At 60.4% G+C, this 23,678-nt stretch carries 21 protein-coding genes; 12 read left to right on the forward strand and 9 right to left on the reverse strand.

Annotated elements, in window-relative coordinates; all coding sequences use genetic code 11:
• Position 1 precedes the first annotated feature (1 nt).
• From ACXAH0_RS00075 to ACXAH0_RS00095, 5 genes are all read left to right on the forward strand, one after another.
• Positions 2-1,048: a TRAP transporter substrate-binding protein gene (locus tag ACXAH0_RS00075; protein ID WP_475188148.1), complete on the forward strand. Its 1,047-nt coding sequence runs from the start codon at positions 2-4 to the stop codon at positions 1,046-1,048.
• A 10-nt stretch (positions 1,049-1,058) separates the two neighbouring features.
• Positions 1,059-1,592 carry a TRAP transporter small permease subunit gene (locus tag ACXAH0_RS00080; RefSeq protein ID WP_475172923.1) on the forward strand — a complete coding sequence of 178 codons (534 nt, stop codon included), beginning with the start codon at positions 1,059-1,061 and terminating at the stop codon, positions 1,590-1,592.
• The gene (locus ACXAH0_RS00085; RefSeq protein ID WP_475172921.1) at positions 1,589-2,869 is read left to right on the forward strand and encodes a TRAP transporter large permease; all 1,281 of its coding nucleotides are present in this window, start codon (positions 1,589-1,591) and stop codon (positions 2,867-2,869) included. The genes ACXAH0_RS00080 and ACXAH0_RS00085 overlap by 4 nt, the downstream gene beginning before the upstream one ends.
• An 81-nt stretch (positions 2,870-2,950) precedes the next feature.
• Positions 2,951-3,604, forward strand: coding sequence for a DUF2848 domain-containing protein (locus ACXAH0_RS00090; RefSeq protein WP_475188150.1), 654 nt, complete (start codon positions 2,951-2,953; stop codon positions 3,602-3,604).
• Between the two features lie 40 nt (positions 3,605-3,644).
• Entirely contained in the window at positions 3,645-4,913 is a 1,269-nt protein-coding gene (locus ACXAH0_RS00095) for an amidase family protein (protein WP_475188153.1), read from the forward strand.
• Between the two features lie 88 nt (positions 4,914-5,001).
• Here the strand turns inward: ACXAH0_RS00095 and ACXAH0_RS00100 are convergent, their stop codons facing one another.
• Positions 5,002-7,065: a M10 family metallopeptidase gene (locus tag ACXAH0_RS00100; protein WP_475172913.1), complete on the reverse strand. Its 2,064-nt coding sequence runs from the start codon at positions 7,063-7,065 to the stop codon at positions 5,002-5,004.
• Positions 7,066-7,658: 593 nt separating this feature from the next.
• Here ACXAH0_RS00100 and ACXAH0_RS00105 point away from each other — a divergent pair.
• From ACXAH0_RS00105 to ACXAH0_RS00120, 4 genes are read left to right on the forward strand one after another with little or no spacing between them, the layout of a single operon-like run.
• On the forward strand, positions 7,659-8,573 hold the full coding sequence (locus ACXAH0_RS00105; protein WP_475188155.1) for a LysR family transcriptional regulator: 915 nt from the start codon (positions 7,659-7,661) through the stop codon (positions 8,571-8,573).
• 55 nt (positions 8,574-8,628) lie between these two features.
• Complete coding sequence (locus tag ACXAH0_RS00110; RefSeq protein WP_475188725.1) at positions 8,629-10,320, forward strand: sulfatase-like hydrolase/transferase; 1,692 nt, start codon at positions 8,629-8,631, stop codon at positions 10,318-10,320.
• A gap of 1 nt (position 10,321) precedes the next feature.
• Positions 10,322-12,451, forward strand: coding sequence for a TRAP transporter permease (locus ACXAH0_RS00115; RefSeq protein WP_475188159.1), 2,130 nt, complete (start codon positions 10,322-10,324; stop codon positions 12,449-12,451).
• A gap of 17 nt (positions 12,452-12,468) precedes the next feature.
• Positions 12,469-13,446, forward strand: a complete 978-nt coding sequence (locus tag ACXAH0_RS00120; protein ID WP_475188164.1) for a TAXI family TRAP transporter solute-binding subunit — start codon at positions 12,469-12,471, stop codon at positions 13,444-13,446.
• An 80-nt stretch (positions 13,447-13,526) separates the two neighbouring features.
• On the opposite strand, the gene ACXAH0_RS00125 is transcribed toward ACXAH0_RS00120, so the two are convergent.
• From ACXAH0_RS00125 to flgB, 8 genes are all read right to left on the reverse strand, one after another.
• The gene (locus ACXAH0_RS00125) at positions 13,527-13,862 is read right to left on the reverse strand and encodes a cupin domain-containing protein (protein WP_475172904.1); all 336 of its coding nucleotides are present in this window, start codon (positions 13,860-13,862) and stop codon (positions 13,527-13,529) included.
• Between the two features lie 55 nt (positions 13,863-13,917).
• The gene (gene cckA / locus ACXAH0_RS00130; RefSeq protein ID WP_475172902.1) at positions 13,918-16,467 is read right to left on the reverse strand and encodes a cell cycle histidine kinase CckA; all 2,550 of its coding nucleotides are present in this window, start codon (positions 16,465-16,467) and stop codon (positions 13,918-13,920) included.
• A 162-nt stretch (positions 16,468-16,629) separates the two neighbouring features.
• Positions 16,630-17,709 (reverse strand): flagellar biosynthesis protein FlhB, encoded by a 1,080-nt coding sequence (flhB, locus tag ACXAH0_RS00135; protein WP_475172900.1) that lies wholly within the window; start codon positions 17,707-17,709, stop codon positions 16,630-16,632.
• Positions 17,710-17,718: 9 nt separating this feature from the next.
• Entirely contained in the window at positions 17,719-18,492 is a 774-nt protein-coding gene (gene fliR / locus ACXAH0_RS00140; RefSeq protein ID WP_475188168.1) for a flagellar biosynthetic protein FliR, read from the reverse strand.
• Between the two features lie 33 nt (positions 18,493-18,525).
• Positions 18,526-18,792, reverse strand: a complete 267-nt coding sequence (gene fliQ / locus ACXAH0_RS00145) for a flagellar biosynthesis protein FliQ (RefSeq protein ID WP_475172895.1) — start codon at positions 18,790-18,792, stop codon at positions 18,526-18,528.
• 23 nt (positions 18,793-18,815) lie between these two features.
• Positions 18,816-19,130, reverse strand: coding sequence for a flagellar hook-basal body complex protein FliE (gene fliE, locus ACXAH0_RS00150; RefSeq protein WP_475172893.1), 315 nt, complete (start codon positions 19,128-19,130; stop codon positions 18,816-18,818).
• A 32-nt stretch (positions 19,131-19,162) separates the two neighbouring features.
• Positions 19,163-19,573, reverse strand: coding sequence for a flagellar basal body rod protein FlgC (flgC, locus tag ACXAH0_RS00155; RefSeq protein WP_475172890.1), 411 nt, complete (start codon positions 19,571-19,573; stop codon positions 19,163-19,165).
• A gap of 31 nt (positions 19,574-19,604) precedes the next feature.
• The gene (gene flgB, locus ACXAH0_RS00160; protein ID WP_475188173.1) at positions 19,605-20,021 is read right to left on the reverse strand and encodes a flagellar basal body rod protein FlgB; all 417 of its coding nucleotides are present in this window, start codon (positions 20,019-20,021) and stop codon (positions 19,605-19,607) included.
• A gap of 430 nt (positions 20,022-20,451) precedes the next feature.
• Here flgB and ACXAH0_RS00165 point away from each other — a divergent pair, with 430 nt between their 5' ends.
• The 3 genes from ACXAH0_RS00165 to ACXAH0_RS00175 all read left to right on the forward strand — a co-directional run bounded on the left by ACXAH0_RS00165 (position 20,452) and on the right by ACXAH0_RS00175 (position 23,673).
• Entirely contained in the window at positions 20,452-22,506 is a 2,055-nt protein-coding gene (locus ACXAH0_RS00165; protein ID WP_475188176.1) for a hypothetical protein, read from the forward strand.
• A gap of 74 nt (positions 22,507-22,580) precedes the next feature.
• The gene (gene fliP, locus ACXAH0_RS00170) at positions 22,581-23,270 is read left to right on the forward strand and encodes a flagellar type III secretion system pore protein FliP (protein WP_475173011.1); all 690 of its coding nucleotides are present in this window, start codon (positions 22,581-22,583) and stop codon (positions 23,268-23,270) included.
• A 10-nt stretch (positions 23,271-23,280) separates the two neighbouring features.
• Positions 23,281-23,673, forward strand: coding sequence for a hypothetical protein (locus ACXAH0_RS00175; protein WP_475172882.1), 393 nt, complete (start codon positions 23,281-23,283; stop codon positions 23,671-23,673).
• The last annotated feature ends 5 nt before the right edge of the window (positions 23,674-23,678 follow it).

Below are 23,678 nucleotides of genomic sequence, written 5' to 3' on the forward strand. Positions count from 1 at the left end.
CATGAATAGACTGGCACTTGTTTCTGCAATCTCACTGATTGCAGTCACCGCAGGCACCGCCGCCCAGGCTGAAGAGCTCTCTGTTGTCGGCAGCTGGAGCGGCCTGCCGCTGCACAAGGAATATGAAGCGCCGTTCTGGACCAAGAAGCTTCCGGAACTCTCCGGCGGCGATCTGACCGCCACACTGACCACCCATGACCAGATGGGCATTTCCGGTGGCGATGTTTTCCGCCTTCTGTCCCAAGGCGTCTTCGATGTGGGCATGACCGTGGCCGACTACGCCGTTTCCGACAGTGTTCCCCTTGAAGGGCTTGACGTGCCGCTGATCGCCACGGATGCCGCCACCGCGCAAAAGGCCGTGGAAGCAGCCCGCCCGATGGTGGACGACATCTACCGCGATGTTTTCAACGCCAAGGTTCTGGGCATTGCTCCCTATCCGCCGCAGGTGGTCTTCTGCAACGCGGAGATCAGCTCGCTGGATGACCTGAAAGGCAAGAAAGTGCGTGCTTCTGGCCGCATGACCGCCAAGTTCCTGGAAGCTCTGGGCGCGGAAGGCGTCAATGTCAGCTTCGGGGAAGTTCCTGGCGCCTTGCAGCGCGGTGTTGTCGATTGCGCCATCACCGGCGCAGGGTCGGGCTACAATGCCGGCTGGTGGGAAGTCTCCACCCATCTGATGCCGCTGCCGCTTGGCGGCTGGGATCCGGTGGTCACCGCCATCAATCTGGACAAGTGGAACAGCCTCACCGACGCCCAGAAAGACATTCTGGAAAGAGGCGTCAAAGAGAATCTGGAAGCCCCGGCCTGGGAAACCGCACAGAACGCGCTGGAAAACGACGTGGCCTGTCTGACCGGCAATGGCGAATGCCCCTATGGGGAAGCACATAGCATGACACTGGTCGAAGCCAGTGCGGCTGACGAGGCCAAGGCCAAGGACGTCCTGATCACCCAGGTTCTGCCGGACTGGGCGGAACGTGCGGGCGGCGACTGGGGCAAGCGCTGGAGCGATACGGTTGGCAAAGTGACCGGCGTCACTTTGAACTCGAACTGAGGCCAGCCAGATGACGTCCCTGGTATCCCTCATTCGACGGATCAATGACCGTCTCGCCATCGGGGTTGGTCTGATCCTGCTCGGATGCGTGATATTCACGCTTGTGGAGATTGCCGCCCGCAAACTGGGCGGCTCTCTCGGGGGCGTTGACGAAATCTCCGGCTATGTCATGGCTGTCACCACAAGCTGGGGCATCAGCTACGCCCTGACGGAACAGGCCCATGTGCGCATCGACCTGCTCCGCCAGCGCCTGGTCCCACCGGGCCGGGCCGTTTTCGACCTGCTGTCACTGGCCTGTCTGGCCGGAACCGCCATCGTCGTAGCTTATCGGGGCTGGGATGTTGTGGCTAAAACCCTGGCCACCGGCGCTCGCGCCAACACCCCGCTGGAGACGCCCTTGTGGATTCCCCAAATGCTCTGGTGGGGGGGCTGGCTCTGGTTTGCCCTGTCCGCCAGTCTCTTACTTGTATCCGTTGCCGTGAAGCTGGTCCGCGCCGATTACAAAGCTGTTGATGCCATTGCCGGCGCCCGGGGGGAAGCATGATCGCCTTTACCTCTGTTGGTCTGCTCGGCCTGTTGGCCCTCTCGATCCCTGTCGGGATTGTGCTCTTTCTTCTGGCCTTCGGCATAGACACCTTCTTCAGCCCGTTTCCGCTGATGCGCGGCCTTGGCCAGGTGGTATGGTCCTCGTCCAACAGCGCCACCTTGATCGCCATTCCCCTGTTTGTGCTGCTGGGCGAGATCCTGGTGCGCAGCGGTGTTGCCAAACGCACCTATGCAGCTCTGGAAAAATGGGTGGCCTGGATGCCGGGCGGCCTGATCCACGCCAACATTGCCACCTCGACCATGTTCTCAGCCACGTCCGGCTCCTCGGTGGCAACGGCGGCAACCGTGGCAACCGTGGCCATGCCCCAGGCGCAAGCACTGGGGTATAACCAGAAGCTGTTTTCCGGCGCGATTGCTGCGGGCGGCACATTGGGGATCATGATCCCACCGTCGATCAACCTCATTGTCTATGGCTTTCTGACCGAAAGCTCCATTCCCCAGCTGTTTCTGGCCGGGCTGATCCCGGGCCTGTTTCTCGCCGGGTTGTTCATGCTGATCACCGTGATCCTGTGTGTACTCCATCCGGCGCTTGGCGGACCGCGCCGCCAGAGTTCATGGTCCGAAAAGCTCAAGGGCCTGAGCGACCTTCTGCCCATCCTGGGTCTTTTCACCGCAATTGTCGGCTCGATCTATGCGGGCTGGGCGACCCCCACAGAAGCTGCCACCGTGGGCGTTGCCATCGCCCTCCTGATTGCAGCCCAGCGCAAGGCGCTGACCTTTGCCATGCTCGCAGATGCCCTGCGCGGCTCGGTCCGGACCTCGGCCATGATCTCACTGGTGGTGATTGGCGCCTATGTGCTCAATTTCGCGCTGACAGCCGCCGGGGTCAGCCGGGCGCTCCAGGGCCTGCTGACAGATCTCGGCCTCGGCCCTCTGGAAACCTTGCTGGTTATTGTGCTGATCTACATCATTCTGGGTTTCTTCATCGAGACCTTGTCGCTGATGGTGGCCACCATTCCGATCGTCGTGCCGATCATCGTTCAGCTTGGCTATGACAAGATCTGGTTCGGCATCCTGATGATCATTCTGGTGGAAATGGCCCTGATCACACCGCCTGTCGGCCTCAATCTCTATGTGGTCCAGTCGGCGCGCAAATCCGGCAGTTTCAGTGATGTCATGCTGGGCTGCATCCCCTATGCACTGGCCATGCTGGCCATGGTCGGTCTGCTGATCCTGGTTCCTCAACTGGCCTTGTTCCTGCCCTCAACACTCTGACCGGATTGCCTAAGCCGCGGCGCGACGGGCGCCCGGCTGCGGCCCGGCTTCCATAAAATTAAGACGTCCGGAGACCCTTTCATGATTTTTCAAACCAGCACCGGAGCGCTGACCTGCACCCCAGACCGGCTCGTTGTGGCAGGCTGGACCGGCCGGGACCGGGCCGCCGTGGACCATCATATCGAGGAACTGGCCGCCATCGGTGTGCCCGCCCCCTCAACAGTGCCACTCTATTATCAATGCGCCCCGTCTCTTCTGACCCAGGAGGAGCACATACAGGTTCTGGGTACGCAGACCTCCGGCGAGGCAGAGCCCTTTGTTCTGCGCCATGAGGGAACCACCTGGCTGGGGCTCGCCTCCGACCATACGGACCGTGCATTGGAAGCCCATTCCGTCGCAGCCTCCAAACAGATCTGTGCCAAACCTGCCGCAAAGACACTCTGGTCCTTTGACGAGGTTGCCCCCCATCTTGACCAGCTTGAGCTGCGCTCCTGGATCAAGGAGGACGGCAATTGGGTGGCCTATCAGGACGGCACCCTGGCCTCGATCCTGCCGCTGGTCCAGCTCATGGAGGGGGCCGCTCTGGCCGATGGCACAGCCCTTTTATGCGGAACCTTGCCGGCGATCGGTGGTGTACGTCCGGCTGCCACCTTCAAAATGTCCCTGACCGACCCGGTGCGGGACCGGTCGATGGAAGCGCAATATCAAACCGTTTCCCTGGAGATCATTTCGTGATATCCAAATCACCCCCAAGGCATTGACAGGATAATAACCCATGAGCGCAGCGTTTCCCTGGACACCTGAAACCGCCCCTGCCCGGCTGGAGGCGGCTTTGGACAAAGCCTGCGGGGACGCGGCAAAGGGCGTTTTCCTGAAGCTCCTGTCCGGGCGCGCCCGGACACAGGCCCAAGAGGCTGTTCGCACAGACAGCCCTCTGGCAGGCGCCCTCGTCAGCGTGAAGGCCCTGTTCGATGTGGACGGCGAGGTCACCACATCGGCAACGAAAGTGCTGGCAGACGATCCCGCCGCCACAGCCGATGCGCCTGCCATCGCCCGCCTGGACGCGGCTGGAGCGGTCTTGACCGGCCTCACCAACATGTCCGAGTTCGCCTATTCCGGACTTGGTCTCAACCCCCATTACGGCACCCCGGCCAACCCGGTTTTTCCGGGCTGTGCGCCCGGAGGGTCCACCAGCGGCGGCGCGGTCTCCGTTGCGCTGGGCCTGTCCGATATTGCCATTGGCAGCGACACTGGCGGATCCTTGCGCATTCCGGCCGCCTTCACCGGGATCACGGGCTTCAAGCCGACCCAGGCCACGGTCCCCCTGACCGGCGGCAAGCCGCTGTCGGACAGTCTCGACAGTTTCGGGCCGATGGCCCGCTCCGTTGCGGCCTGCGAGCTTGCCTGGCAGGTCATGGCAGGCAGGAACACGGTCCCCGTGCCCCCCGCCGCAGCCCGGCTGATCATTCCGTCAAATTTCGGCTTTACCGAGATGGAACCAGCCGTTGCCGAAGGGTTTCAGGCGGCGGTGCAGGCCTTGCGCGCAGCCGGGCTGGACATCATCGAAAAGCCGCTGGATACCATCGCCCTTTATGACACGGTCCCGCCCTTGCACATGACGTCCGTGGAATCGCGCGCGCATTATGAAGCCCATTTCCAGGCCTCCCCCGGCCAGTTCGACCCGCGGGTGCATGCGCGCATGGGCCGGGCTGCGGAAATCTCCGCCATCGAATACCGCCAGACGCTGAACCGGCGGACGGAGTTCATTGCAGCCTTTGCGCAAGAACTCGGCAATGACATGCTGCTGCTGCCGACAACGCCCATCCTGCCGCCGAAGATTTCCGATCTGTCAGACGATGATGCCTTCAACCGCCTCAATCTTCTGGCCCTGCGCAATCCGTCTCTTGCCAATGTGGCCGATGCCTGCGCCATCGCTCTGCCCTACACCCATGCGGGCACAACCTTGAGCGCCATGCTGATTGCACCGGGGGGGCGGGACGAGAACCTGCTGGCCTGCGCAAAGACACTTGAAGTAAATTTTTAGGAAAACCAATGAGAAATCTGTTTTAAATAAGAAAATCCCTGCGCAAGCCCCATCAGGCATGCGCAGGGATTCAGTGTCTCAAACCGGATCACACAAACGCAAAATCATCTGCCTGCATCACCGTGCCATCGGCGAATTCGTAATTGTCGATTTCAGCGCCCAGGTCATTGACCCGAAGCTGCCCGGCGCCGTTTGCCCAGCTCAGAAGCATGTTGTTGGCCGCATCTTTGGTGGCCACAAGATCATCCAGCGTCAGATCCGTGAACAGCAGCTTGTCGAGGCCATCTCCAACCAGTTCGACAATGTCGATCCAGCCATTGTCAGCGCTGACCACAAAAGTGTCATCGCCAGCACCGCCTTCCATCTTCTGCCAGCCGCCAGACGAAGCGCCGGCTTCCAGCCGGTCATTGCCCGCCCCGCCAACCAGCGTATCTGTACCGCCGCTGCCCGTCAGAATGTCATTGCCGCCGCCTCCGTCCAGGACATAGTCGATGCTGGCATCATTGCCGACCACCCGGTCGTCTTTCTCAGCCCCCTGGAACACTTCAAAGCCGTACCAGGACAGGCCGGTTGTGTTGAACCGGGACCCTGCCTCAACGATCAGCGTGTCCGTACCCGTGCCGCCAATATCAAGCGGTGTGCCATTGTCCCAGAACTTGTCGCCGCTGGCATAATAGACGGTGTCATCCCCGGCGCCGCCAAAGACCGTGTCGCTGCCCCAGCCGCCGCGCAGAATATCATTCCCGGCCCCGCCCAAAAGCGTGTCATCCCCCGCATTGCCGGTGAGGGTGTCGTTGCCGCCGCCGCCTTCCATCACATAGTCCACGGAGCCATCATTGCCGGTCACCCGGTCGTCGCGGCCCGCGCCGATGAATTTCTCAAAGCCGTACCAGGACAGGCCCGAGGTGTTGAAGACGGACCCGTTTTCGATGATCAGCGTGTCGGTTCCGGCCCCTCCAACATCCTTGGGGGTGCCATTGGTCCAGAAATAATCGCCATTGGTGTAATAAACTGTGTCGTCGCCTGCCCCGGCAGACATGTCATCGCGGCCATAGCCACCACGCAGAATGTCATTGCCCGCCCCGCCGGTCAGCGTGTCATCCCCGCTGTTGCCGTTCAGGATATTGCTGGCACTGTTGCCGACAAGAACATCATTGCCCGAGCCGCCATTGGCATTTTCAATCACCGTACCGCGCGCAATGATCAGGTTGCCCGTCTTTCCGGCCACATTGGAAATGGCTTCCTGGTTGAGATCGATCTTCTGGCTGGCCGAATAGTGCGAATAGTCCAGAAGATCCGTCCCGCCATTGTCATAGATCGTCAGGGCCACCGCGGAGTTCGGATCAAATCCGGAGGCCGCTTCGGAGTCGAACACCGCCTCCAGATAGCCACCGGCATTGGAATTCAGGCCATAGACCGTGTCGCCGGTGCGAATGGTGGTCGGCGTGCCGTACAGATCCTGAACCGCGATGATATCGGCGACCATGGGCGTGACCGTATAGGCAAAGCTGGCATTGACGGAAGTGTTTGCCGTCTGGCTGAAATAGGACATCACACTGGCCTGCCAGCTGTCATTGGCATAGTGGTTGTCGACGCCATAGGTGGCAGAGCCATTGTAATTGCCCGCGTGGGTAAGCCCCAGCGCATGGCCGATTTCGTGAATATAGGCCTGGAAGGAATAGCTGTTGACACTCGTCCCGTAATTGCTCAGCCACGCCTTGGACACGTTCACATTTGCGGAAATCAGATCCCCGTTGCCATACCAGGAATAATTGGCGTAAGCCCCGCTGTCCTCGTCATCAAACGTGATCTGCGCCCCGCTGCTGACAAAGGAAAACGTCAGTCCGGTGACATTCTCCCAAGCTTCCAGAGCATAGGTCGCAAGGGTCTTGGCGGCGCTGGTCAGGCCGGTGATATCAACCGTGATCGTGCTACCGGGTCCTGCATTGAACGAAATCGGCGCCCCGCTGGAGGTTTGCTGTTTCAGCTCATTTGCAATCTGGTCATTGGTGTAGACGGGCAGCGGAGCCGACGACACGCCGCTGGATGGGGCGCCCTCATTGGCCTGGGGTCCGCTGCCGTCATCGCAGCTGAACCCGGCCACGACCGGAAAGTCTTTGGTTCGGCCGGTGGCGGAACAAAGTTCACACATATCGATCTTGCCTCATGTGACTGTGTCAGATCCGATGAATTGCAGGGCGCTTGAACCTCCGGCCACGGATAACCGGCCCTGTCTGTGCAGATCCGGTTATAAAGCTCACCCTCGCCATCCGCTCCCGTGGGATGTTCCCACCTCAGAGGGATTGCACTTCATCGGGCGCAGCCTAGGAAGAGGACGGCAAGAACTCAAGTGAAAAACAAATAAATTTACACCACTTTAAAATATAAAATACATAATCAACGATTCTTGTTCTATTTTTATTTCAAAATAAATACATAAAACAAAACAATGACATAAACATATCAAATTCCAGAACGGAAACTCTCTCAAAAACACCAAAAACCCCTTGCGCACCGGTTACATTTTGCCCCCTGCGCTTCGGCGTGATGCTCCGGAGCCAGGCGCTTTACCTATTACGCCATCCCACAAGGCCCTCTGGCCGGAATTGCTGCTAGGTTCTGAGTCTGACGGCCATGAGCCGAAAACCCGGTTCACAGGACAGGTTCCGGCAATTGCAGCGCTTCTTTTCCGCGCTGCGAGCCCCTATGCTTTGTCAGCACTGCCCGCCTTGTCAGGAGCCTCAGGTGAAACCTCAGCATGTTGAACTGATCGTGGCTATTGCCGAAATGGGCAGCCTGGGGGCCGCCGCAACCCGGCTGAACAGAACCCAGCCAGCCGTCACCAAGGCCTTGAAGGCCGTTGAAACGGAACTCGGCGCTCCGATCTTCTTCCGGGCCTCCTATGGTGTCGTGCCGACGTCCGAGGGTCAGGTGATTGTCGAACGCTGCAAGAAGATTGCCGTCGACATCCGGAAGCTCAGAGAGGAAGTCGCCCAGGTCCAGGGAGACTATGTGGGCGCGCTCGACATCATTGTCTCGCCCCTGGCCGCCATGAAGATTGTCCCGCCGGTCTTGCGGCGGTTCCAGCACCGGTTTCCCAATGTGAAAATCGGGATTTCGGGCGGCCATGCCCCGGCCGCCTTTGCGCCCCTGCGCCGGGGCGAAGCCGATTTTGTCCTGGGGCCCTCTCCCGGCCCGTCAGATTTGCCCGGCCTGGATCCGGCCCCGCTCTTTGAGACCTCGATTTCCATCCTGACGGGGCATGGATCGCGGTTTTTGAAGGCCCGGGATCCTGCCGATCTGCAAGACGGCCGCTGGATCATGATCGGCCCCAAGGAAAGGCGTCCCGTTTATTATCAGTTCTTTGAAGAGCGCGGGCTCCAGCCCCCAGAACCCTTTGCCCGCTCCGACTCCGTCCTCAGCATTCTGGCCATGCTGGAGGGAACCGAGCTCTTGTGTTCCTTTCCGTCCCTGCCGATCCAGGAACTGCGCACGAAGTGGGATGTTGACGTCGTTCCGATTGCAGCGCCGCCGCCCAGGGTTTCAATTGCCCTGACCAGCGCCAGGGACCGCATCCTGACCCCCGCCGCCATCGCCTTTGCAGATCTGGTCAAAACCCATTGCAAGGCATGGGCTCAAGGTGCAGCCACAAGCCCATAACTTTTTCTCCAATTTTGGAAAAATAGTTATTTGTTGGATATGAGTCTTTTTGCGTATGCTCCCGGATGTGGAACTTGGGAGGGATCCGCTGAATATTCTTTTCATCATGTATGACCAGCTGCGCTTTGACTATTTGAGCTGTGCAGGTCACCCGCATTTGCAGACGCCGAATTTTGACCGGGTTGCCAGCCTGGGCGTCCGCTTCACCAACGCCTATGTCCAGTCGCCGATCTGCGGCGCCAGCCGGATGAGCACCTATACCGGCCGCTACACCTCGTCCCATGGCGCTCAGTGGAACGGCTTCCCCTTGCGCGTAGGCGAACTGACCATGGGCGACCACCTACGCGAGCTCGGCATGGACTGCTGGCTGATCGGCAAGACCCATATGGCCGCCGACCGGCAAGGCATGGCGCGGCTCGGCCTCAGTCCGGACAGCGTGATTGGCGCCCGCCAGGAGGAATGCGGCTTCGATGTCTGGGTCCGCGATGACGGTCTCTGGGGCCAGGGCCCGGACGGATTTTATGATGAAAAACGCTCTCCCTATAACGAATATCTGAAATCGAAAGGCTATGAGAGCCAGAACCCCTGGGCCGACTTTGCCAATGCGGGCGTTGAAGAGGGCAAAGTGGCGAGCGGCTGGATGTTCGACAATGCCGACAAGCCCGCCAATATCCGGGAAGAAGACAGTGAAACCCCGTGGCTGACCACCCAGACGATTGACTTCCTGACCCGCGCGAAGGGGCGCTGGTGCGCCCATGTCAGCTATATCAAGCCCCATTGGCCCTATATCGTTCCGGCCCCCTATCACAAGTTGTTCGGCAAGGAGCACATTCAGCCGGCCATCCGCCATCCGGGAGAGCGCACCGCACCGCATCCGGTCTACGGGGCCTATATGGACAACGCCATCGCCAAAGCCTTTCAGCAGGACGAGGTGCGCGACAAGGTCATTCCCGCCTATATGGGCCTGATCAAACAATGCGATGATCAGCTCGGGCGGCTCCTGGATCATCTGGAGGCAACGGACCAGATGAAAGACACGATGATCGTCCTGACCTCCGACCATGGCGATTATCTGGGCGATCACTGGCTGGGCGAAAAGGACCTCTTTCACGAACCGTCGGTGAAAGTGCCCCTGATCATCTACGATCCCCGCACGCAGGCCGAGGGCACCCGGGGCACCACCTGCAGAGCCCTTGTGGAGGCGATTGATCTTGCTCCAACCTTTGTGGAAGCCGCCGGAGGCCAGGTGCCCGGCCATATACTCGAAGGCCGGAGCCTGCAGCCCTTTCTTCACGGCCAGGCCCCGCAGACGCGGGACTATGTGATCAGCGAATATGACTATTCGCCCACCCCGCAATGCGTCAAACTGGGCCTGGAGCCGCGTGATGCGCGCCTGTTCATGGTCTTTGACGGGCGCTACAAGATGATGCACGCCGAAGGCGGCTTCCGCCCCATGCTGTTTGACCTTGAGACCGACCCTCAGGAATTCCATGATCTGGCCGGCCAGCCGGAGCACCAGGACGCAATCGACCGTCTTTATGGCTATCTTGCGGACTGGGGACGGCGGCTTGCACAGCGGGTGACCATGTCAGAAGACGCCATCAAGGCCATGCGCGGACAATCCGCCAGAAAGGGCATCCTGCCTTTCCTGAAGGATGGCAGCGAAGTGCCGGACGAGATGACACAAGCCTATCGCGGGCCAGTCGCGCAGGACCACACGCGCAAGACGGCCCCGGGTGGAGAGTGATGTGACCAAAGAAGAGGACAGACCGGTAACGACCCCGGCCCAGCTCCCCGCACACCCCCTCAACGAACGCCTCTCAGACGGGCTTGCGTTTTGCTTTGCGCTGGTGATCGTCCTCTACGCAGCCTCCGGGCCGATATCGGAATTCGTGCGCTTTGTCATCGAGGTGACCACACCGGCATTTGACGAGCTCTCCCGCAGGGACCAGCGGCTTCTCCTGCGCGCGCACTGGCTGGGCAGCAGCTATCGCAGCTTCGAAAAGAGCTTTCTGCTGCCGACCGGCCTCATTCTGGGCCTGCCCATCCTGTTCGCCTATGCCACCTGCCTGCTGACCTTGCACAAAAAGCCGTCCTGGCACTGGGCGAACTGGGCTCTGACAGCCCTGGCCCTCACCGCCTATCTGTCCTGGATCGTCAAGATCTTCGCCACCGATGGCGGCGCCCTTCCCGCTGCCGAGCCGCTCGACTATGTGATGTTCCCGCTTGCGACCGCCATCACGCTCTATTTGACCTGGCGTCTGTTCGGCGGGTTCATCGTGGCGTTCTGCCTGTTCTGGATCGTGTATTTTTTCATCCGCGGCGTCCTCCCGGACTGGACAGGCATCCTTGCCGGGTCGGAGGCAACCTTTCAGCAAAGCCTGCTGGCCATGGTCCAGAATTTCTGGGCCCAGACCGGCGGCATGTTCGGCCAGCCCCTGCAGGTCGTCTCCGGCAATGTGCTGATCTATATCGTGTTTGGCGCCGTGATGATGGCCTCCGGCGCCGGGGACCTTTTGCTCAAGATCGCCAACCGGCTTACCGGCGGACTGGTCGGGGGGGCCGCCCATGCGGCCATCGCCAGTTCGGCCCTATTCGGAACGCTGTCCGGCGCGGCGATCTCCAACGTCGTCTCGACCGGCGTCATGACCATTCCGGTGATCAAGAAATCCGGGTTCCGGCCCGCCTTTGCGGGGGCCGTGGAAGCGGCCGCATCGACCGGCGGGCAGGTGATGCCGCCGGTCATGGGCGTCGTTGCGTTTTTTGTCGCCGGTCAAATCGGGCTGGAGTACCGCTACATTGTCGTCGCAGCGATCCTTCCCGCCATCTTCTATTATTTCGGCACCTTCCTGACGGTTTTCTTTGAAGCCAGGAAACTCGGGATCGGCAAACTGCCGCTGTCAGACCGGCCGCCCCTCACCGGCCGGGACCGGGTCCAGTGCCTGGTCTTCATCATTCCCCTTGGCGTGCTTACCTATTTTCTGTTTGCCCAGCCATCTGTACCCAAAGCAGGGTTCTTCGGCCTGGTTGCAGCGCTTGCCACCGCGCTTGTTCTCTTTCCCGGTTTCCGCTCCGGCCGCGCCCTTTGGGCAGCCTTTGTGGCCGCCGGGCGCATGTCCGCCTCCATTGTTGTCATTGTGACGGCGATCGGGCTGATCGTAGGCCTCATTCAGGTGTCCGGATTCTCCGGACGTCTTGCCCAGCTGCTCACCGAGCTGGCCAGCGGCCCACTGCCCATGGTGCTTGCGGTGGTCGCGCTTGGCTCCATCGTGCTGGGCATGGGGCTGCCCCCTGGAGCCACCTATTTCATCATCGTGATTGCGCTCAGTTCGGGAATCGAGACCATAGGTATTCCTCCGCTTACCCTTCATCTGTTTGTCGTTTTCTTTGCCGTCATGTCGACGGTCACGCCGCCAGTCGCCCTTGCGGCCTTCGCTGCGGCCCCTATTGCCGGAGCCGATCCGGTGCGGACCGGATTTCAGGCTGCCCGCATCGGTATTGCCGGTTTCCTGATCCCCTTTGTCTTCGTCTATCATCCGGCCGTTCTGTACAAACTTCAGGTTCTGTTTGTCTGGTTCGGAGAGGACGCACCAGACAGCCGGGCCATGCTGGACATTGCCAGTGTCGGCTGGAACGGGTTCTTCTGGATCATTGCAGCCTTTGCCCTGGCCATGTGGATGCTCGCCTCAGCGCTGACGGGCTTTGACCGCAAATCCCTGCCGGTTCCCGAACGCATCGCCCGCGCCGGGCTCGGCCTTCTTGTTCTGGTTCCAGAGCCCTTTACCGCTGGCAGCGCCGTGACTTTAAGTGCCCTGGTCCTGGCCAGGCACTATCTGCTGGCCCGGCCGGAGCCCAAAGACCAGACAACATACGCATGACTAAGGGAGGACATATCATGCGCAGACTGAGCCTTGCGGCTGCTCTTGCAGCAGCGCTTTTTGCACCCCCATCACAGGCAGAAGACATCACCTTGAAAATGGCCACCATTGCCCCAAGCCTCGGGCAAGCCATTACAATGGCCACCTTCGCCAATATCGTGACCGAAAAGCTCGACGGCGTCACGATTGAAGTTGCGGCAGGCGGCGCGGCCACCGTGCATATGCTGGAGGTTGCCAAAGGCAACCTGGATATGTCCATGGGATCCCCGACGATCCATATGCTGCTCAGCCACAAGAAGGCGATGTACAAGAACACGCAGAACAATGAAGAGCTGGCCCAAAATGTCAGCCAGTTGATGGCCTTTCCCTGGGGCGCCTATCATTTTGCGGTGCGCGCTGACAGCGGCATCGACTATCTGGACGACATTGAAGGCACCACAGTGTTTCTCGGCCCGCAAGGCGGCGGTGCTTTCAACGCGGCAAAGGGATGGATTGAGGCCACCACCGGCCTTAAGGAAGGCGAGGATTATGACGCCATCAAAGCCAACTGGAAAACCGGCTTCCAGGCATTTCTGGACGGCAAGATCGACATGTATGTGAATGGCTGCATCGATCCGTGCCAGCAATTCATCCAGTTCACGGAAACGGAAAAGGTCCGCTTTATCGGCCCGGAAGATGACAGCGGTGCGGCCGTCGACACTTTCCTGGGCAAATTCCGCCACCGGGCCGAGGTCCCGTCAGGGCTTTACGCCAACCAGGTCAATGAAGGCCCCGTCAAATCCAACGACACGGGCGTCAGCATTGCCGTCAGAACGGATCTGGACGAGGAACTGGTATATCAAATGACAAAGACCTTCTGGGAAAACATCGTTTCCATCACCTCCGACGCGCCCTGGGCCAAGGCCCTGACACCGGAATACGCGGCAAAGGCGGAAGGCACCATCAAGCTGCATCCGGGCGCCGCCCGTTACTACAGGGAGATTGGCGCCCTCTGAAGGACCCGTCCAAAAGACGCGGCCGGGCCCGGGAGCGTCCGGCCGCTCTGCCACTCCCCTTATCTGAGCAACCCTGACCATCAGCCCCTGAGGCCATAGCGGTCCGGTTCCTCGAACACATCAATGGCCTTGGATCCGGCCTTGATGACCGCCCCGTGCTCCGTGCCGCTTGGAATGTCCCAGACCGCACCGGGACCCAGGGTTTTCGTTTCACCGCCAATGGTGAATTCTATCTCGCCGTCCACAAGTGTGCCCCATTGAGCCAGATGGGAATGGGGCGGCAGCACCATGTCCTTGTGAAATTCGAAAAACACGACCAAACCGGCCTCTGAGCGGATCGCGTGGGAAGTCACCACATCCTCTGGAAACGGAATATCCAGAGCAGGAAAATTTTTAATAAAATCAGGGAATTGCATGAGTTTCCTCCAGCCGGAACAGATGTTTCAATCCGGCCAGAGTGCCCTTTGACGTCTAGCCGTTCAAGACATCTTTCACCGTGGTCGCCAGCTGCTTGAGCGTGAAGGGTTTGGGCAGGAAGAAGAACTGTTCGCCTTCGGGAAGGTTTTCCTCAAAGGCATCTTCCGCATAGCCGGACACGAAGATGATCTTCAGGTCCGGCTGGGTCTTGCGCAACTCCACCAGAAGCGTCGGCCCGTCCATTTCCGGCATCACCACGTCAGAGACCACCAGATCTATCTGGCCGTCCGTCTCTTCCATCACTTCCAGGGCTTCGTTGCCGGACCCGGCCTCATAGACCGTATAGCCGCGCGAGGCGAGCGCACGGGCGCCGAAGGCCCTGACAGCCTCTTCGTCTTCGACCAGCAGGATCGAGGCGGACCCGGTCAGGTCGGCCACCTTTTCCGTCTCGGCTTCCTTCGGCTCCGGCTTCTTTTCTTCCACGAATTCGGGAATGTGTCGCGGCAGGAACAAACGGAAGGTCGTGCCGAGATCCACTTCCGAATTGCAGAAGATGAACCCGCCGGTCTGTTTCACGATGCCATAGACCGTGGACAGGCCAAGGCCGGTGCCCTTGCCGACTTCCTTGGTGGAGAAGAACGGATCGAAGATTTTTTCCATGATTTCCGGCGGCATACCGTGGCCCGTGTCTTCCACTTCCACCAGCGTATATTCGCCCGCAGGCATGCCCCGTGTGTTGTCGAACTGTGTCGACTCGTCCGCCGACACATTGCGTGTGCGGATGGTCAGGCGCCCGCCCTCGGCCATGGCGTCGCCCGCATTCACGGCCAGATTGACAATCACCTGTTCCAGCTGGTTGAGATCGGCCATGACGGGCCACAGGTCCCGGCCATGGATCACTTTCAGCTCCACTTTCTCGCCCAGCAGCCGGTCCAGCAGGATCGACAGATCCGCCAGCACATCGTTGAGTTCCAGTTGCTGCGGACGGAGCGTCTGGCGGCGCGAGAAGGCCAGCAACTGGCGCACAAGGCCCGCTGCCCGGTTGGCATTCTGCTTGATGTTCATGATGTCCTGGAAAGACGGATCGGTCGGCCGGTGGCTCGCCAGGAGCAGATCGGAGAAGCCGATGATCGCCGTCAGAACATTGTTGAAGTCATGGGCGACCCCGCCCGCCAGCTGGCCGATGGCCTGCATCTTCTGGCTCTGGGCGAACTGGGCCTCAAGGGCGCGCTGCTGGGTCGTCTCCAGGGCATAGACGATGGCCGTTTCCCCGTCGCCCTCTCCTTCCTGCACCGCAGAGACATAGAAGGTTGCGGAGCGCGGATCGTTGCCTTCCACCAGCGGAATGTCGATAGGAGCGATTTCGCCGATTCCCTTGGCAGCAGCCGACAGGGCCTTGGACAGCTCTTCCCGGCCGCTTTCGGCAATATAGGCTTCCAGCTTCGGCGCGCCATCCGTGGAATCGACCGCCCCGAACAGTTTCAGGAACGGTGCATTGGTGCGCAGCACCCGGCCCTCACTGTCCAGCGAGGCAATGGAAATCGGCGTGTTGTTGAAGAACCGGGCAAAGCGGACTTCGGCCGCCCGCAGCGCTTCGGAGGCTTCCTCGCCGCGTGACCGGTTGAGCACGAGCGTGCGGCTGTCGCCCGCTAGGCCGTTTTCCCCGAACGGCACCCGGTGCAGCAGGCGCACGGCCAGCCCCCGGCCATTTCGGGTGACAAAATCAAGATCAAACGTTTCGCTCTTGACCTCGCCCGCCTGCCCTTTCACGGAGCGGATCAGCTCTGTGCCGTCGCCGCGCACGATTTCGCTCAGATCCAGATCGCCCGCGTCGAACTGGGCCAGATCATAGCCAAGCCAGTCGGCCAGCGTTGCGTTCAGATAGACAATGCGGCCGCTGGCATCACAGGAGAAGAACCCGGCCGGGGCATGGTCGAGGAAATTGATAACCCGCTGCAATTCCTGGAAAGAATTTTCCTGCTCCGCACGGTCCCGGGTAATGTCGGAAATCTGCCAGATAGCCATCGGCTTGCCGCCGCGCTCCGCAGAAGCTGGAAGCGGGCGTACAGAGACGCGGTACCAGCGGGCCTGACCTTCAACCCGGCCAAGCGGCACCGACATGCGGATTTCTTCCTGGGCCTTGCGGCCGTCACGCATGGCCTGGGACAGACGGAAAATAGCATCCGCCGCATCCGGATCGGAGGAAAACACCCGCTCGACAACGCGGATGTCCGCGGCCGTATCCGCCCCGGTCAGATCCGCATAGGCCTTGTTGGCATAAACAAGACGGCCGTCCATATCCGTGATCAGCGCGCCGTCATCCATGGTGTCGACAAAGGTGGAGGCCAGCGGATTGGATTCGCCCGGACGGGCGGACAGGCGCAGAAAGCCAATGGCCCCGGCAAACAGGCAGAACACGCCGACCACAGCCAGGATGCCGAGCAGCGCCAGAATGAACGGCTGGGCAACGTCCCGGTCCATAACCGTAAAGGCGGCCGCCGCGCCCACAAGCAGCAGCGCCAGCCCGATCAGCAGGCCAATATTGCCGGACCGCTCCGGCCGATTGATCATCGGCCCGCTTGGCGCCCCGTCCAAATCACTCATTCATCCAGTCTCCCCGGACCGATTCGTCTTAGAAACGGCCATGTATAAGCATTCTGTGCTTGCCCCCCGATTTCAACCGGTATGACAGCTGCGCCGATTGAAATTCACGCGTTTAGAGGCCCTGGCGCCACATACGTCACCGGCAAAGCGCGGCGCTGCGGTCTATTTGGCCCGCCACGCGGCGCGGCGGCGCATCCTGAAGACGAATCCGATCACCTCGGCAACCGCCTTGAAATGCTCTTCGGGCACTTCATGGTCGATCTCAACCGTAGCATATAGCGCACGGGCCAGCGGCGGGTTCTCCACGACCGGGATCTCGTTCTCCTTGGCAACCTCACGGATTTTCAGGGCAACCGCATCCGTGCCCTTTGCCAGGCACAAGGGCGCTCCCATGCCTTGTTCATATTGCAGGGCCACCGCATAGTGGGTCGGGTTGGTCACAACCACGGTCGCCTGCGGCACCGCCGACATCATCCGCTTGCGCGAGCGCTCCATGCGCAACTGGCGGATCTTGCCCTTGACCTGCGGATCCCCTTCGCTCTGCTTGTATTCTTCCTTCACTTCCCGAAGGGACATCTTCTGCTTATTGAACCATTTGTGCTTCTGATACATGAAGTCCGCGCCCGCGACCACAGTCATCACGGCCAGAATCGCGGCCAGCATCTGCAGGACCAGAACCCGGGTTTCCTGCAAGATGATGCCGGTTTCGGCAAAGATGATGATTTCCGCCTCGTCCCGGTGCGGCCAAATCACCGCCACCATGACCGCCCCGACAAGCAGGATCTTCGCCATGCCCTTGGCGAAATTGACCAGACTGTCCCCGGAGAACAGCCGCTTGAAACCGGAGGCCGGTGACACCTTGGACAATTTGGGCTTGATGGTTTCCGCCGTCAGCAAGGGCTGATGCTGCACAAGGTTTCCCGCAACCGCCATGATGACAAGCGCAATCAGCGGCAAGCCGACAATGAGCGCAACCGACTGTCCCGTATCGCGCCACAGGGCTTTCAGGGCATAACCGTCCACAGCGATCTGGTGCGAATGTTCCAGATATCCCTTCATCAACTCACCAAGGGACGAGGCAGCGCCCGGCGCGAAGATCGCGATCATCAGGGTCGCTCCGGCCAGGGTAAACCAGGTGCTGACTTCCTGCGATTTGGGAACGTCCCCCTTGTCATGCGCTTCTTTCAAGCGCTTTTGCGTGGGGTCCTCTGTCTTTTCTGAGTCGTCGCTGTCGTCAGCCATGGCGCAGCTTCACCCTACTATGAATTTGCCGAGCGCACTCTGGAAATGCTCGAGATAGAACATCATCAGGGTTGCGATCAGTGCCATAAGCAGGAAAAAGCCGATGGCAATATTCACTGGCATGGCGATAAAGAAGATCTGCATTTGCGGCATCAGCTTGTTGAGCAGGCCAAGGCCGAAATAGAAGACCAGTCCGATGACAAGAAACGGCGCGCTCATGCGCACCGCAATCGTAAACACATGGGCGACCGTCTCGGTCGCGTTCTGGGCGAAATCCCCGACCGGCGGCAATTTTCCAGGCGGAAAAAGCGTGAAACTGTCGTGGATGGCGGCGATGACCAGGTAGTGGGAATCAGAGACAAACACCAGCGTGATGCCCAGAACAGCCAGGAAGTTGCCATAAAGCGCACCCTGCTGCCCCTCATTGGCAATATCGGTTCCAAGCGCGAATGCCAGACCGGACTGGTTGGCCATGATGACACCGGCAATCTGCAGCACCGAGGTGATCAGCTTGGCACATAATCCAATGCTGAAGCCGATGGCCAGCTCTCCGAACACAAGGGCCAGAAGCTGCGGAAAATTGGAGGTCAGGTCCGCAGGATAAAGCGATGCGGCAACCGGATACATGACAAGCGTAAGTGCAAGGGCAATGGTCAGGCGGAACCGGGTCGGGATCGAACTTTCCCCAAGGGCCGGCAGCAGCATGACCATGGTGCCCAGTCGGGCAAAGATCAGCATGAAGGCAGCCGCCACATCGGGCAGGAAGTCGAGCGTGACCGTCATGGGCGCGCGCTCTCAATGGCAGACGGCACAGCCCTACCCCGTTGTCAGGATCAATTCGGTCACCCGCCCCATGAACGCTTCCAGAAGCTGGCTCATGAAGGGCAGCGTGATCAAAATGGTCACGAAAATCGCCAGGATCTTGGGAACAAAGACAAGGGTCATTTCCTGGATCTGGGTCAAGGCCTGAAACAGTGCGATCACCACACCGACCACAAGACCGACCACCATGACCGGACCGGCCACGAGGATCATGGTCCAGACGCCTTCGCGGGCCAGATCAAGAACTTCACCAGATGTCATTGCACGGCCCCTTCCAGGCAAGATCAGATCGGCATCCGCATGATTTCCTCATAGGCGGAAATAACCCGGTCGCGGACCGTCACCATGGTCTCAAGAGCCACTTCGGTTTCCGCAACAGCTGTCACGACGTCAACCACACCGGTCTTGCCCTCGATCATGCCGATGGCCTTCTGGTCGGCCTGCTGGCCCTGGTCGACAACCGTTTCAACCGCATCTTTCACCATTTGGCCGAAATCCATGGCGGACCGGTCCGCCGGGCTGTCCTCAATGGCCTTGGCCTGCTGCTGCAGCCGTGCGGCCATCTGATACGCATTGTTTGCAATTGACGGCGTGCTCATAGCCCCATGCCCTCTTAACTGAATTTACCGGGTCACGCCCGCAGGATGTCGATGGTCCGCTGCAGCATGCGCCGCGTCGATTCGATGACGTTCAGATTCGCTTCGTAAGACCGCTGCGCTTCGCGCATATCCGTGGTCTCAATCAGCGTGTTCACATTGGGCTGCAACACATAGCCCTTCTCATCCGCAGCCGGATGGCCCGGCATATAGGTGGACTTGAACGGGGACGTGTCCTCGGCAATCTTGCCCAGTTCGACCGTTTCAGCACCAATTTCCTTGTCGAAATGGCTCTGAAAGGTCGGGATCTTGCGCCGGTACGGCTCTTCTTCCGGGGTGCGCGCGGTCGAATTCGCGTTGGCGATGTTCTCCGCGATGACTCGCATGCGCCCGTTCTGTGCCTTCAGCCCGCTGGCTGATATGAACAGGGATTTGATCAGATCCATCGTGCAGATCTCCTCTTATAAATCATCAGCCTCAAGCGTTCTTGGAGAGCGCGGTGCGGATCAGTCCCAGCCCTTTGGTGTACAGCATCGTGGCGGCCTGGAAGTCCATCTGGTTCTGCGTGATGTTCATCATTTGCTCTTCCAGATTGACGCTGTTCCCGTTCGGTGTGATTTCAAAGCCATCCCGTTCTTCCACCTTCGTGGCAATCGTTCCGGTCATTTCTCCTGAAATGTGGCCAACCTCCGTGACGTCCGTGGACAGGCCAGCTTCCTGCAGACCGATATGATCACCGAACGAATAGCTTTTCACGTCCCGGGACTGGTATCCCGGGGTGTTGGCGTTGGCGATGTTCTCCGCCAGAACCCCTTGCCGTGTCTGGTGCCACTGCATTTTTGACTTCAAGGCCTGAAACAGCGGCAGATCCATCGCACCCATGTCATTCACCATTCGTTAACCTGATAGGCAATCATTGCCGACCAAATGGTTAATGAAGGGTTAACGCCAAAAACACACATCGCACGAAACCCTTCAGAAACCGGTGGAGGAGATCAACTTTCCTTTGCATTTCGCAAAATCAAGCCCTCTGGAACGGGCAATATTTGCCTGCTTCTGTTAACTTTCAGGAGTAGTGAGATTCGAAGGGCGTCAGCAAGCACATCAGCGGACCTGTCGACAGAAGAAACGGCGCCAGAGGCGCCGAAACGACCGGCCGGACTGCGGAAAGACAAAAAAGTGCAAGCCAATCGGGGCGAGCGGGGCACCCCGGGACGTCCACCGGAAGAACTGGGGATAAACCGATCGTTCCCCACATCCGGCGAAGGGCCCAGATAACAGGCGATCGACTTGACGTCCGCAGGCGGGGCGGCACGAGGAAAAGATGTACAACTGGATTGAATCGACTTTCAACGTGAGCGGCGGCGTGACCCAGGCAATCGCGGTGGTTCTGGCGCTGGCGGCCGTACTGCTGCTCTTCAGCCTCTTTGTGTTTGTGCTCAAACGGCTGATGGGCACAAACCTGCCCCATCCCAAGAACCGGCAACCCCGGGTGGCGGTCATGGACAGCACCGCAGTCGATGCCCGGCGGCGCCTGGTTCTGATCCGGCGGGACAATGTCGAACACCTGATCCTGATCGGTGGCCCGAGCGATGTGGTGGTAGAACAGCAGATCATCCGTAGCGCGCCCATTGTCCAGCCCCGTGCCGGACAGCACACGAACGCCCAGGCACAGCCCCCCCTGCCCCAGCAGGCAGCCTCAACCTTGCCCGGCGCCCTCAAGATGCCCATGGCTCCGGGACCGGATATTCCGCTGCGCCCGGATGAGACTGCCGTTCAAGCGGCGGGCCCGTCCGCCCCTCAAAGCGGCCTGTCAGGCGCTTCATCGGCAGAGGACACCCTGCAAAGCAGCAGCCTCGCCGATTCTGCCCGCGCCGCCATCGCTTTGAAGGCCTCGGTTCCCGAACTGGACCTGCCCAGAAAAGCGCCCAAGCCGGAGCCACGCTCCTTTGATGCTCCTGCGCAAGCAAGCCCGGTCGAGGCTCGTCCGGCGCCAGCCGGCCCGGCCCTGGAGATATCTTCCGCCCCCACGCCGGAACCCGCTCCGAAAGAAGACACGCCGTCCGCGTCCCGGCTGAAGGCCCCCGTGGTCAATGGGCCCTCCAACCGACAGCGCAACGGCCTTGCCGGGGCGCCCAAAGCCCCCGTCGCAGCCACCCCTGCAGCTGCCAAGGCCACACCGGAAAAAGAGACAGACGCGCCGCAACCTCTCACCCGGGCCGCCGCCTTGTTGCGGGCCGCCACGCAAAACGGGTTCAACCGCGCCAGTCCGGCCACTGGCAAGACCGCAAACGGTCAAACCCCGGCTCCAGCCGAAACCGCCGTTCACGCGGAGGGCAGCGTCCCGAAAATGCCTGGCATCATCCCGGCTCCTTCCGGCAAGCCTGCAGAAACGTCCTCTCAGCAGGGCGGCGCGGCCGGGGCGGCTTTCCAGTCCCTGGCCAAAACCCTTGGCGGCCGCGAACGCGCGCCCCAGAGCAGCCATTCCATCACCCCCCCTGCCTCCGGCCCTGCCGCGCGGGCGAAAACCGCACTGCTAAAGCCAGTGGAACCAGCCCAGGCAAAGAAGGTTGAGCCGGTCCTTGCCGCTTCAGCCAGCCCCGCCGTTGTGCCCCCTGCATTCCGCACAGAGGCAGCAGCGGAAAAAGACACTCCGGAGATCAAAGTTCCTGACGCTGGCCCGGCAACGGCTGCAACTGATGGATCAGATGTTGCAGCCGCCCAGACCGGCCCAGCCTCTGACCCTGCTTTGGTCGGCGGCACGGCAAATGGGAGCGCGTCTCCGGCCTCACTACAAGCCCCGAAAGCGCAAGACACGCCGGATGACGGCGCGCCCTCCCTCAACGGCGCAAGTGCTGCCGAGAACACGGGTCCGGCAACCGCTGACACAGCGATCCCTGAAACAGCGGTCCCTGAAACTCTGGCCCCGGACACTCTGACCCCCGAAAATCCAGCACAGCCAGAGACCGGCGCGTCTGAAAGCAGCGCCCGCCCCGCCGCGCCCCTGGACGCACCAGAAGCTGCGGCCGCTTCAAACGGATCTGAGCCGCCCCCCAAAGACGCTGCCACCGGACAGGTCGATTTGGACCTGGAACTCGGCGACCTGATCGAAACGGAAACGGAAGAGGTTCAAAAAGCCCCCGCCGGCAAGCTGGAGAGTGTGACCGCAACCGAACAGCCCGCGGCCCAGACGCAGAGCCAGATCAAACCGGCCTCCCCCGGCCTGACCTCCAGCGCCGCTGGCAGGCTGGACATTTCTGCTGGAAAGGCCAGCGATCCAAAGCCCCCGCGTGTCGTGCAGGGATTGGGAGACCGCAATCCGATTGAGGATGAGATGGCGAAAATTCTCAACGAACTGGGCGGACAGCCGAACCAATGATCAAGCTCCGATGCGCAGGGGCCCTGTCCCGGGCCCTTAAGATTGCGCTTGCGCTTCTGCCTGTGCTCACGGTTATGGCAGGCGCTGCCTCTGCACAGGAAATCTCCGTTGGCTTTGGTGAAGATGCCAGCCTGACGGAACGGGCGGTCCAGCTTGTCATCCTTTTGACGGTGCTGTCGCTGGCCCCATCCATCCTGGTCATGGTGACCAGCTTCACGCGGATCGTCGTGGTGCTGTCCCTGCTGCGCTCGGCCATCGGCCTGCAGACGGCGCCGCCCAATATGGTGATGATCAGCCTCGCCCTGTTCCTGTCCGCCTTCATCATGATGCCGACCCTTCAGGAGTCATATGATGCCGGCGTGCAGCCGCTGATCGACGGCGATATCGAGTTCGATCAGGCCTATGAACAGGCCTCCGCCCCCTTCCGCACATTCATGCTCTCCCAGGTGCGGGAAAAGGATCTGGCGCTGTTTCAGGAGCTGTCCGGTGAGGACGCCCCCGAAGGACCGGAAGACCTGTCCATGGCGACACTGATCCCTGCCTTCATGATCTCCGAATTGCGCCGGGCCTTCGAGATCGGCTTTCTGCTTTATCTGCCGTTTCTGATCATCGACCTGGTCATCGCCTCGGTTCTGATGTCTATGGGTATGATGATGCTGCCTCCCGTGGTGATTTCGCTGCCCTTCAAATTGATCTTTTTTGTGCTTGTGGATGGTTGGAACCTGGTGGCTGGGTCCTTGGTCAAGAGTTTCGGCGGCGGATAGCCCAAATCGCGTGCAATCGTCGGCCATTGGCGATTTGGAAAGGGACGGCGATATCGAACTCGACGGGGTTCACTACTCCCGCCACGAAGCCAGCATTCAAATTGCCAATGGTGAAGTGTCCTTTGACGCCATCTTGCGCAAGCTGTTCGAAGATGCCCGCGTCGACGCCGCCATCTGGCTGATTGCCCGGAAGATCAATCAGGCCGATGACGTTGTGGCCGACACCCTGAGATCAGACGCCGATGGCGCCATCATGCGGCTAGTGCTGCAAACCGGTTTTGACGACAAGACCTACCGGGACTTCCTGAAAGCCCGCTGCGTCTGGCCGCCACAATTCCGCAAACACAATGTGGTGGACCCGGCGAAATCTCTGCTGTCAGGCCGCGAAAGGCAAAGCCGCTGAAAAGC

It is taken from the genome of Roseibium sp. AWQ4_290, assembly GCF_056160985.1.

What these genes read in the sequence shown, in the direction of transcription:
- ACXAH0_RS00075 (WP_475188148.1), top strand. Translation starts at nt 2, where the DNA reads ATGAATAGACTGGCACTTGTTTCTGCAATCTCACTGATTGCAGTCACC.
- ACXAH0_RS00080 (WP_475172923.1), top strand. Translation starts at nt 1,059, where the DNA reads ATGACGTCCCTGGTATCCCTCATTCGACGGATCAATGACCGTCTCGCC.
- ACXAH0_RS00085 (WP_475172921.1), top strand. Translation starts at nt 1,589, where the DNA reads ATGATCGCCTTTACCTCTGTTGGTCTGCTCGGCCTGTTGGCCCTCTCG.
- ACXAH0_RS00090 (WP_475188150.1), top strand. Translation starts at nt 2,951, where the DNA reads ATGATTTTTCAAACCAGCACCGGAGCGCTGACCTGCACCCCAGACCGG.
- ACXAH0_RS00095 (WP_475188153.1), top strand. Translation starts at nt 3,645, where the DNA reads ATGAGCGCAGCGTTTCCCTGGACACCTGAAACCGCCCCTGCCCGGCTG.
- ACXAH0_RS00100 (WP_475172913.1), bottom strand. Translation starts at nt 7,065, where the DNA reads ATGTGTGAACTTTGTTCCGCCACCGGCCGAACCAAAGACTTTCCGGTC.
- ACXAH0_RS00110 (WP_475188725.1), top strand. Translation starts at nt 8,629, where the DNA reads ATGCTCCCGGATGTGGAACTTGGGAGGGATCCGCTGAATATTCTTTTC.
- ACXAH0_RS00120 (WP_475188164.1), top strand. Translation starts at nt 12,469, where the DNA reads ATGCGCAGACTGAGCCTTGCGGCTGCTCTTGCAGCAGCGCTTTTTGCA.
- ACXAH0_RS00125 (WP_475172904.1), bottom strand. Translation starts at nt 13,862, where the DNA reads ATGCAATTCCCTGATTTTATTAAAAATTTTCCTGCTCTGGATATTCCG.
- cckA (WP_475172902.1), bottom strand. Translation starts at nt 16,467, where the DNA reads ATGAGTGATTTGGACGGGGCGCCAAGCGGGCCGATGATCAATCGGCCG.
- flhB (WP_475172900.1), bottom strand. Translation starts at nt 17,709, where the DNA reads ATGGCTGACGACAGCGACGACTCAGAAAAGACAGAGGACCCCACGCAA.
- fliR (WP_475188168.1), bottom strand. Translation starts at nt 18,492, where the DNA reads ATGACGGTCACGCTCGACTTCCTGCCCGATGTGGCGGCTGCCTTCATG.
- fliQ (WP_475172895.1), bottom strand. Translation starts at nt 18,792, where the DNA reads ATGACATCTGGTGAAGTTCTTGATCTGGCCCGCGAAGGCGTCTGGACC.
- fliE (WP_475172893.1), bottom strand. Translation starts at nt 19,130, where the DNA reads ATGAGCACGCCGTCAATTGCAAACAATGCGTATCAGATGGCCGCACGG.
- flgC (WP_475172890.1), bottom strand. Translation starts at nt 19,573, where the DNA reads ATGGATCTGATCAAATCCCTGTTCATATCAGCCAGCGGGCTGAAGGCA.
- flgB (WP_475188173.1), bottom strand. Translation starts at nt 20,021, where the DNA reads ATGGTGAATGACATGGGTGCGATGGATCTGCCGCTGTTTCAGGCCTTG.
- ACXAH0_RS00165 (WP_475188176.1), top strand. Translation starts at nt 20,452, where the DNA reads ATGTACAACTGGATTGAATCGACTTTCAACGTGAGCGGCGGCGTGACC.
- fliP (WP_475173011.1), top strand. Translation starts at nt 22,581, where the DNA reads ATGGCAGGCGCTGCCTCTGCACAGGAAATCTCCGTTGGCTTTGGTGAA.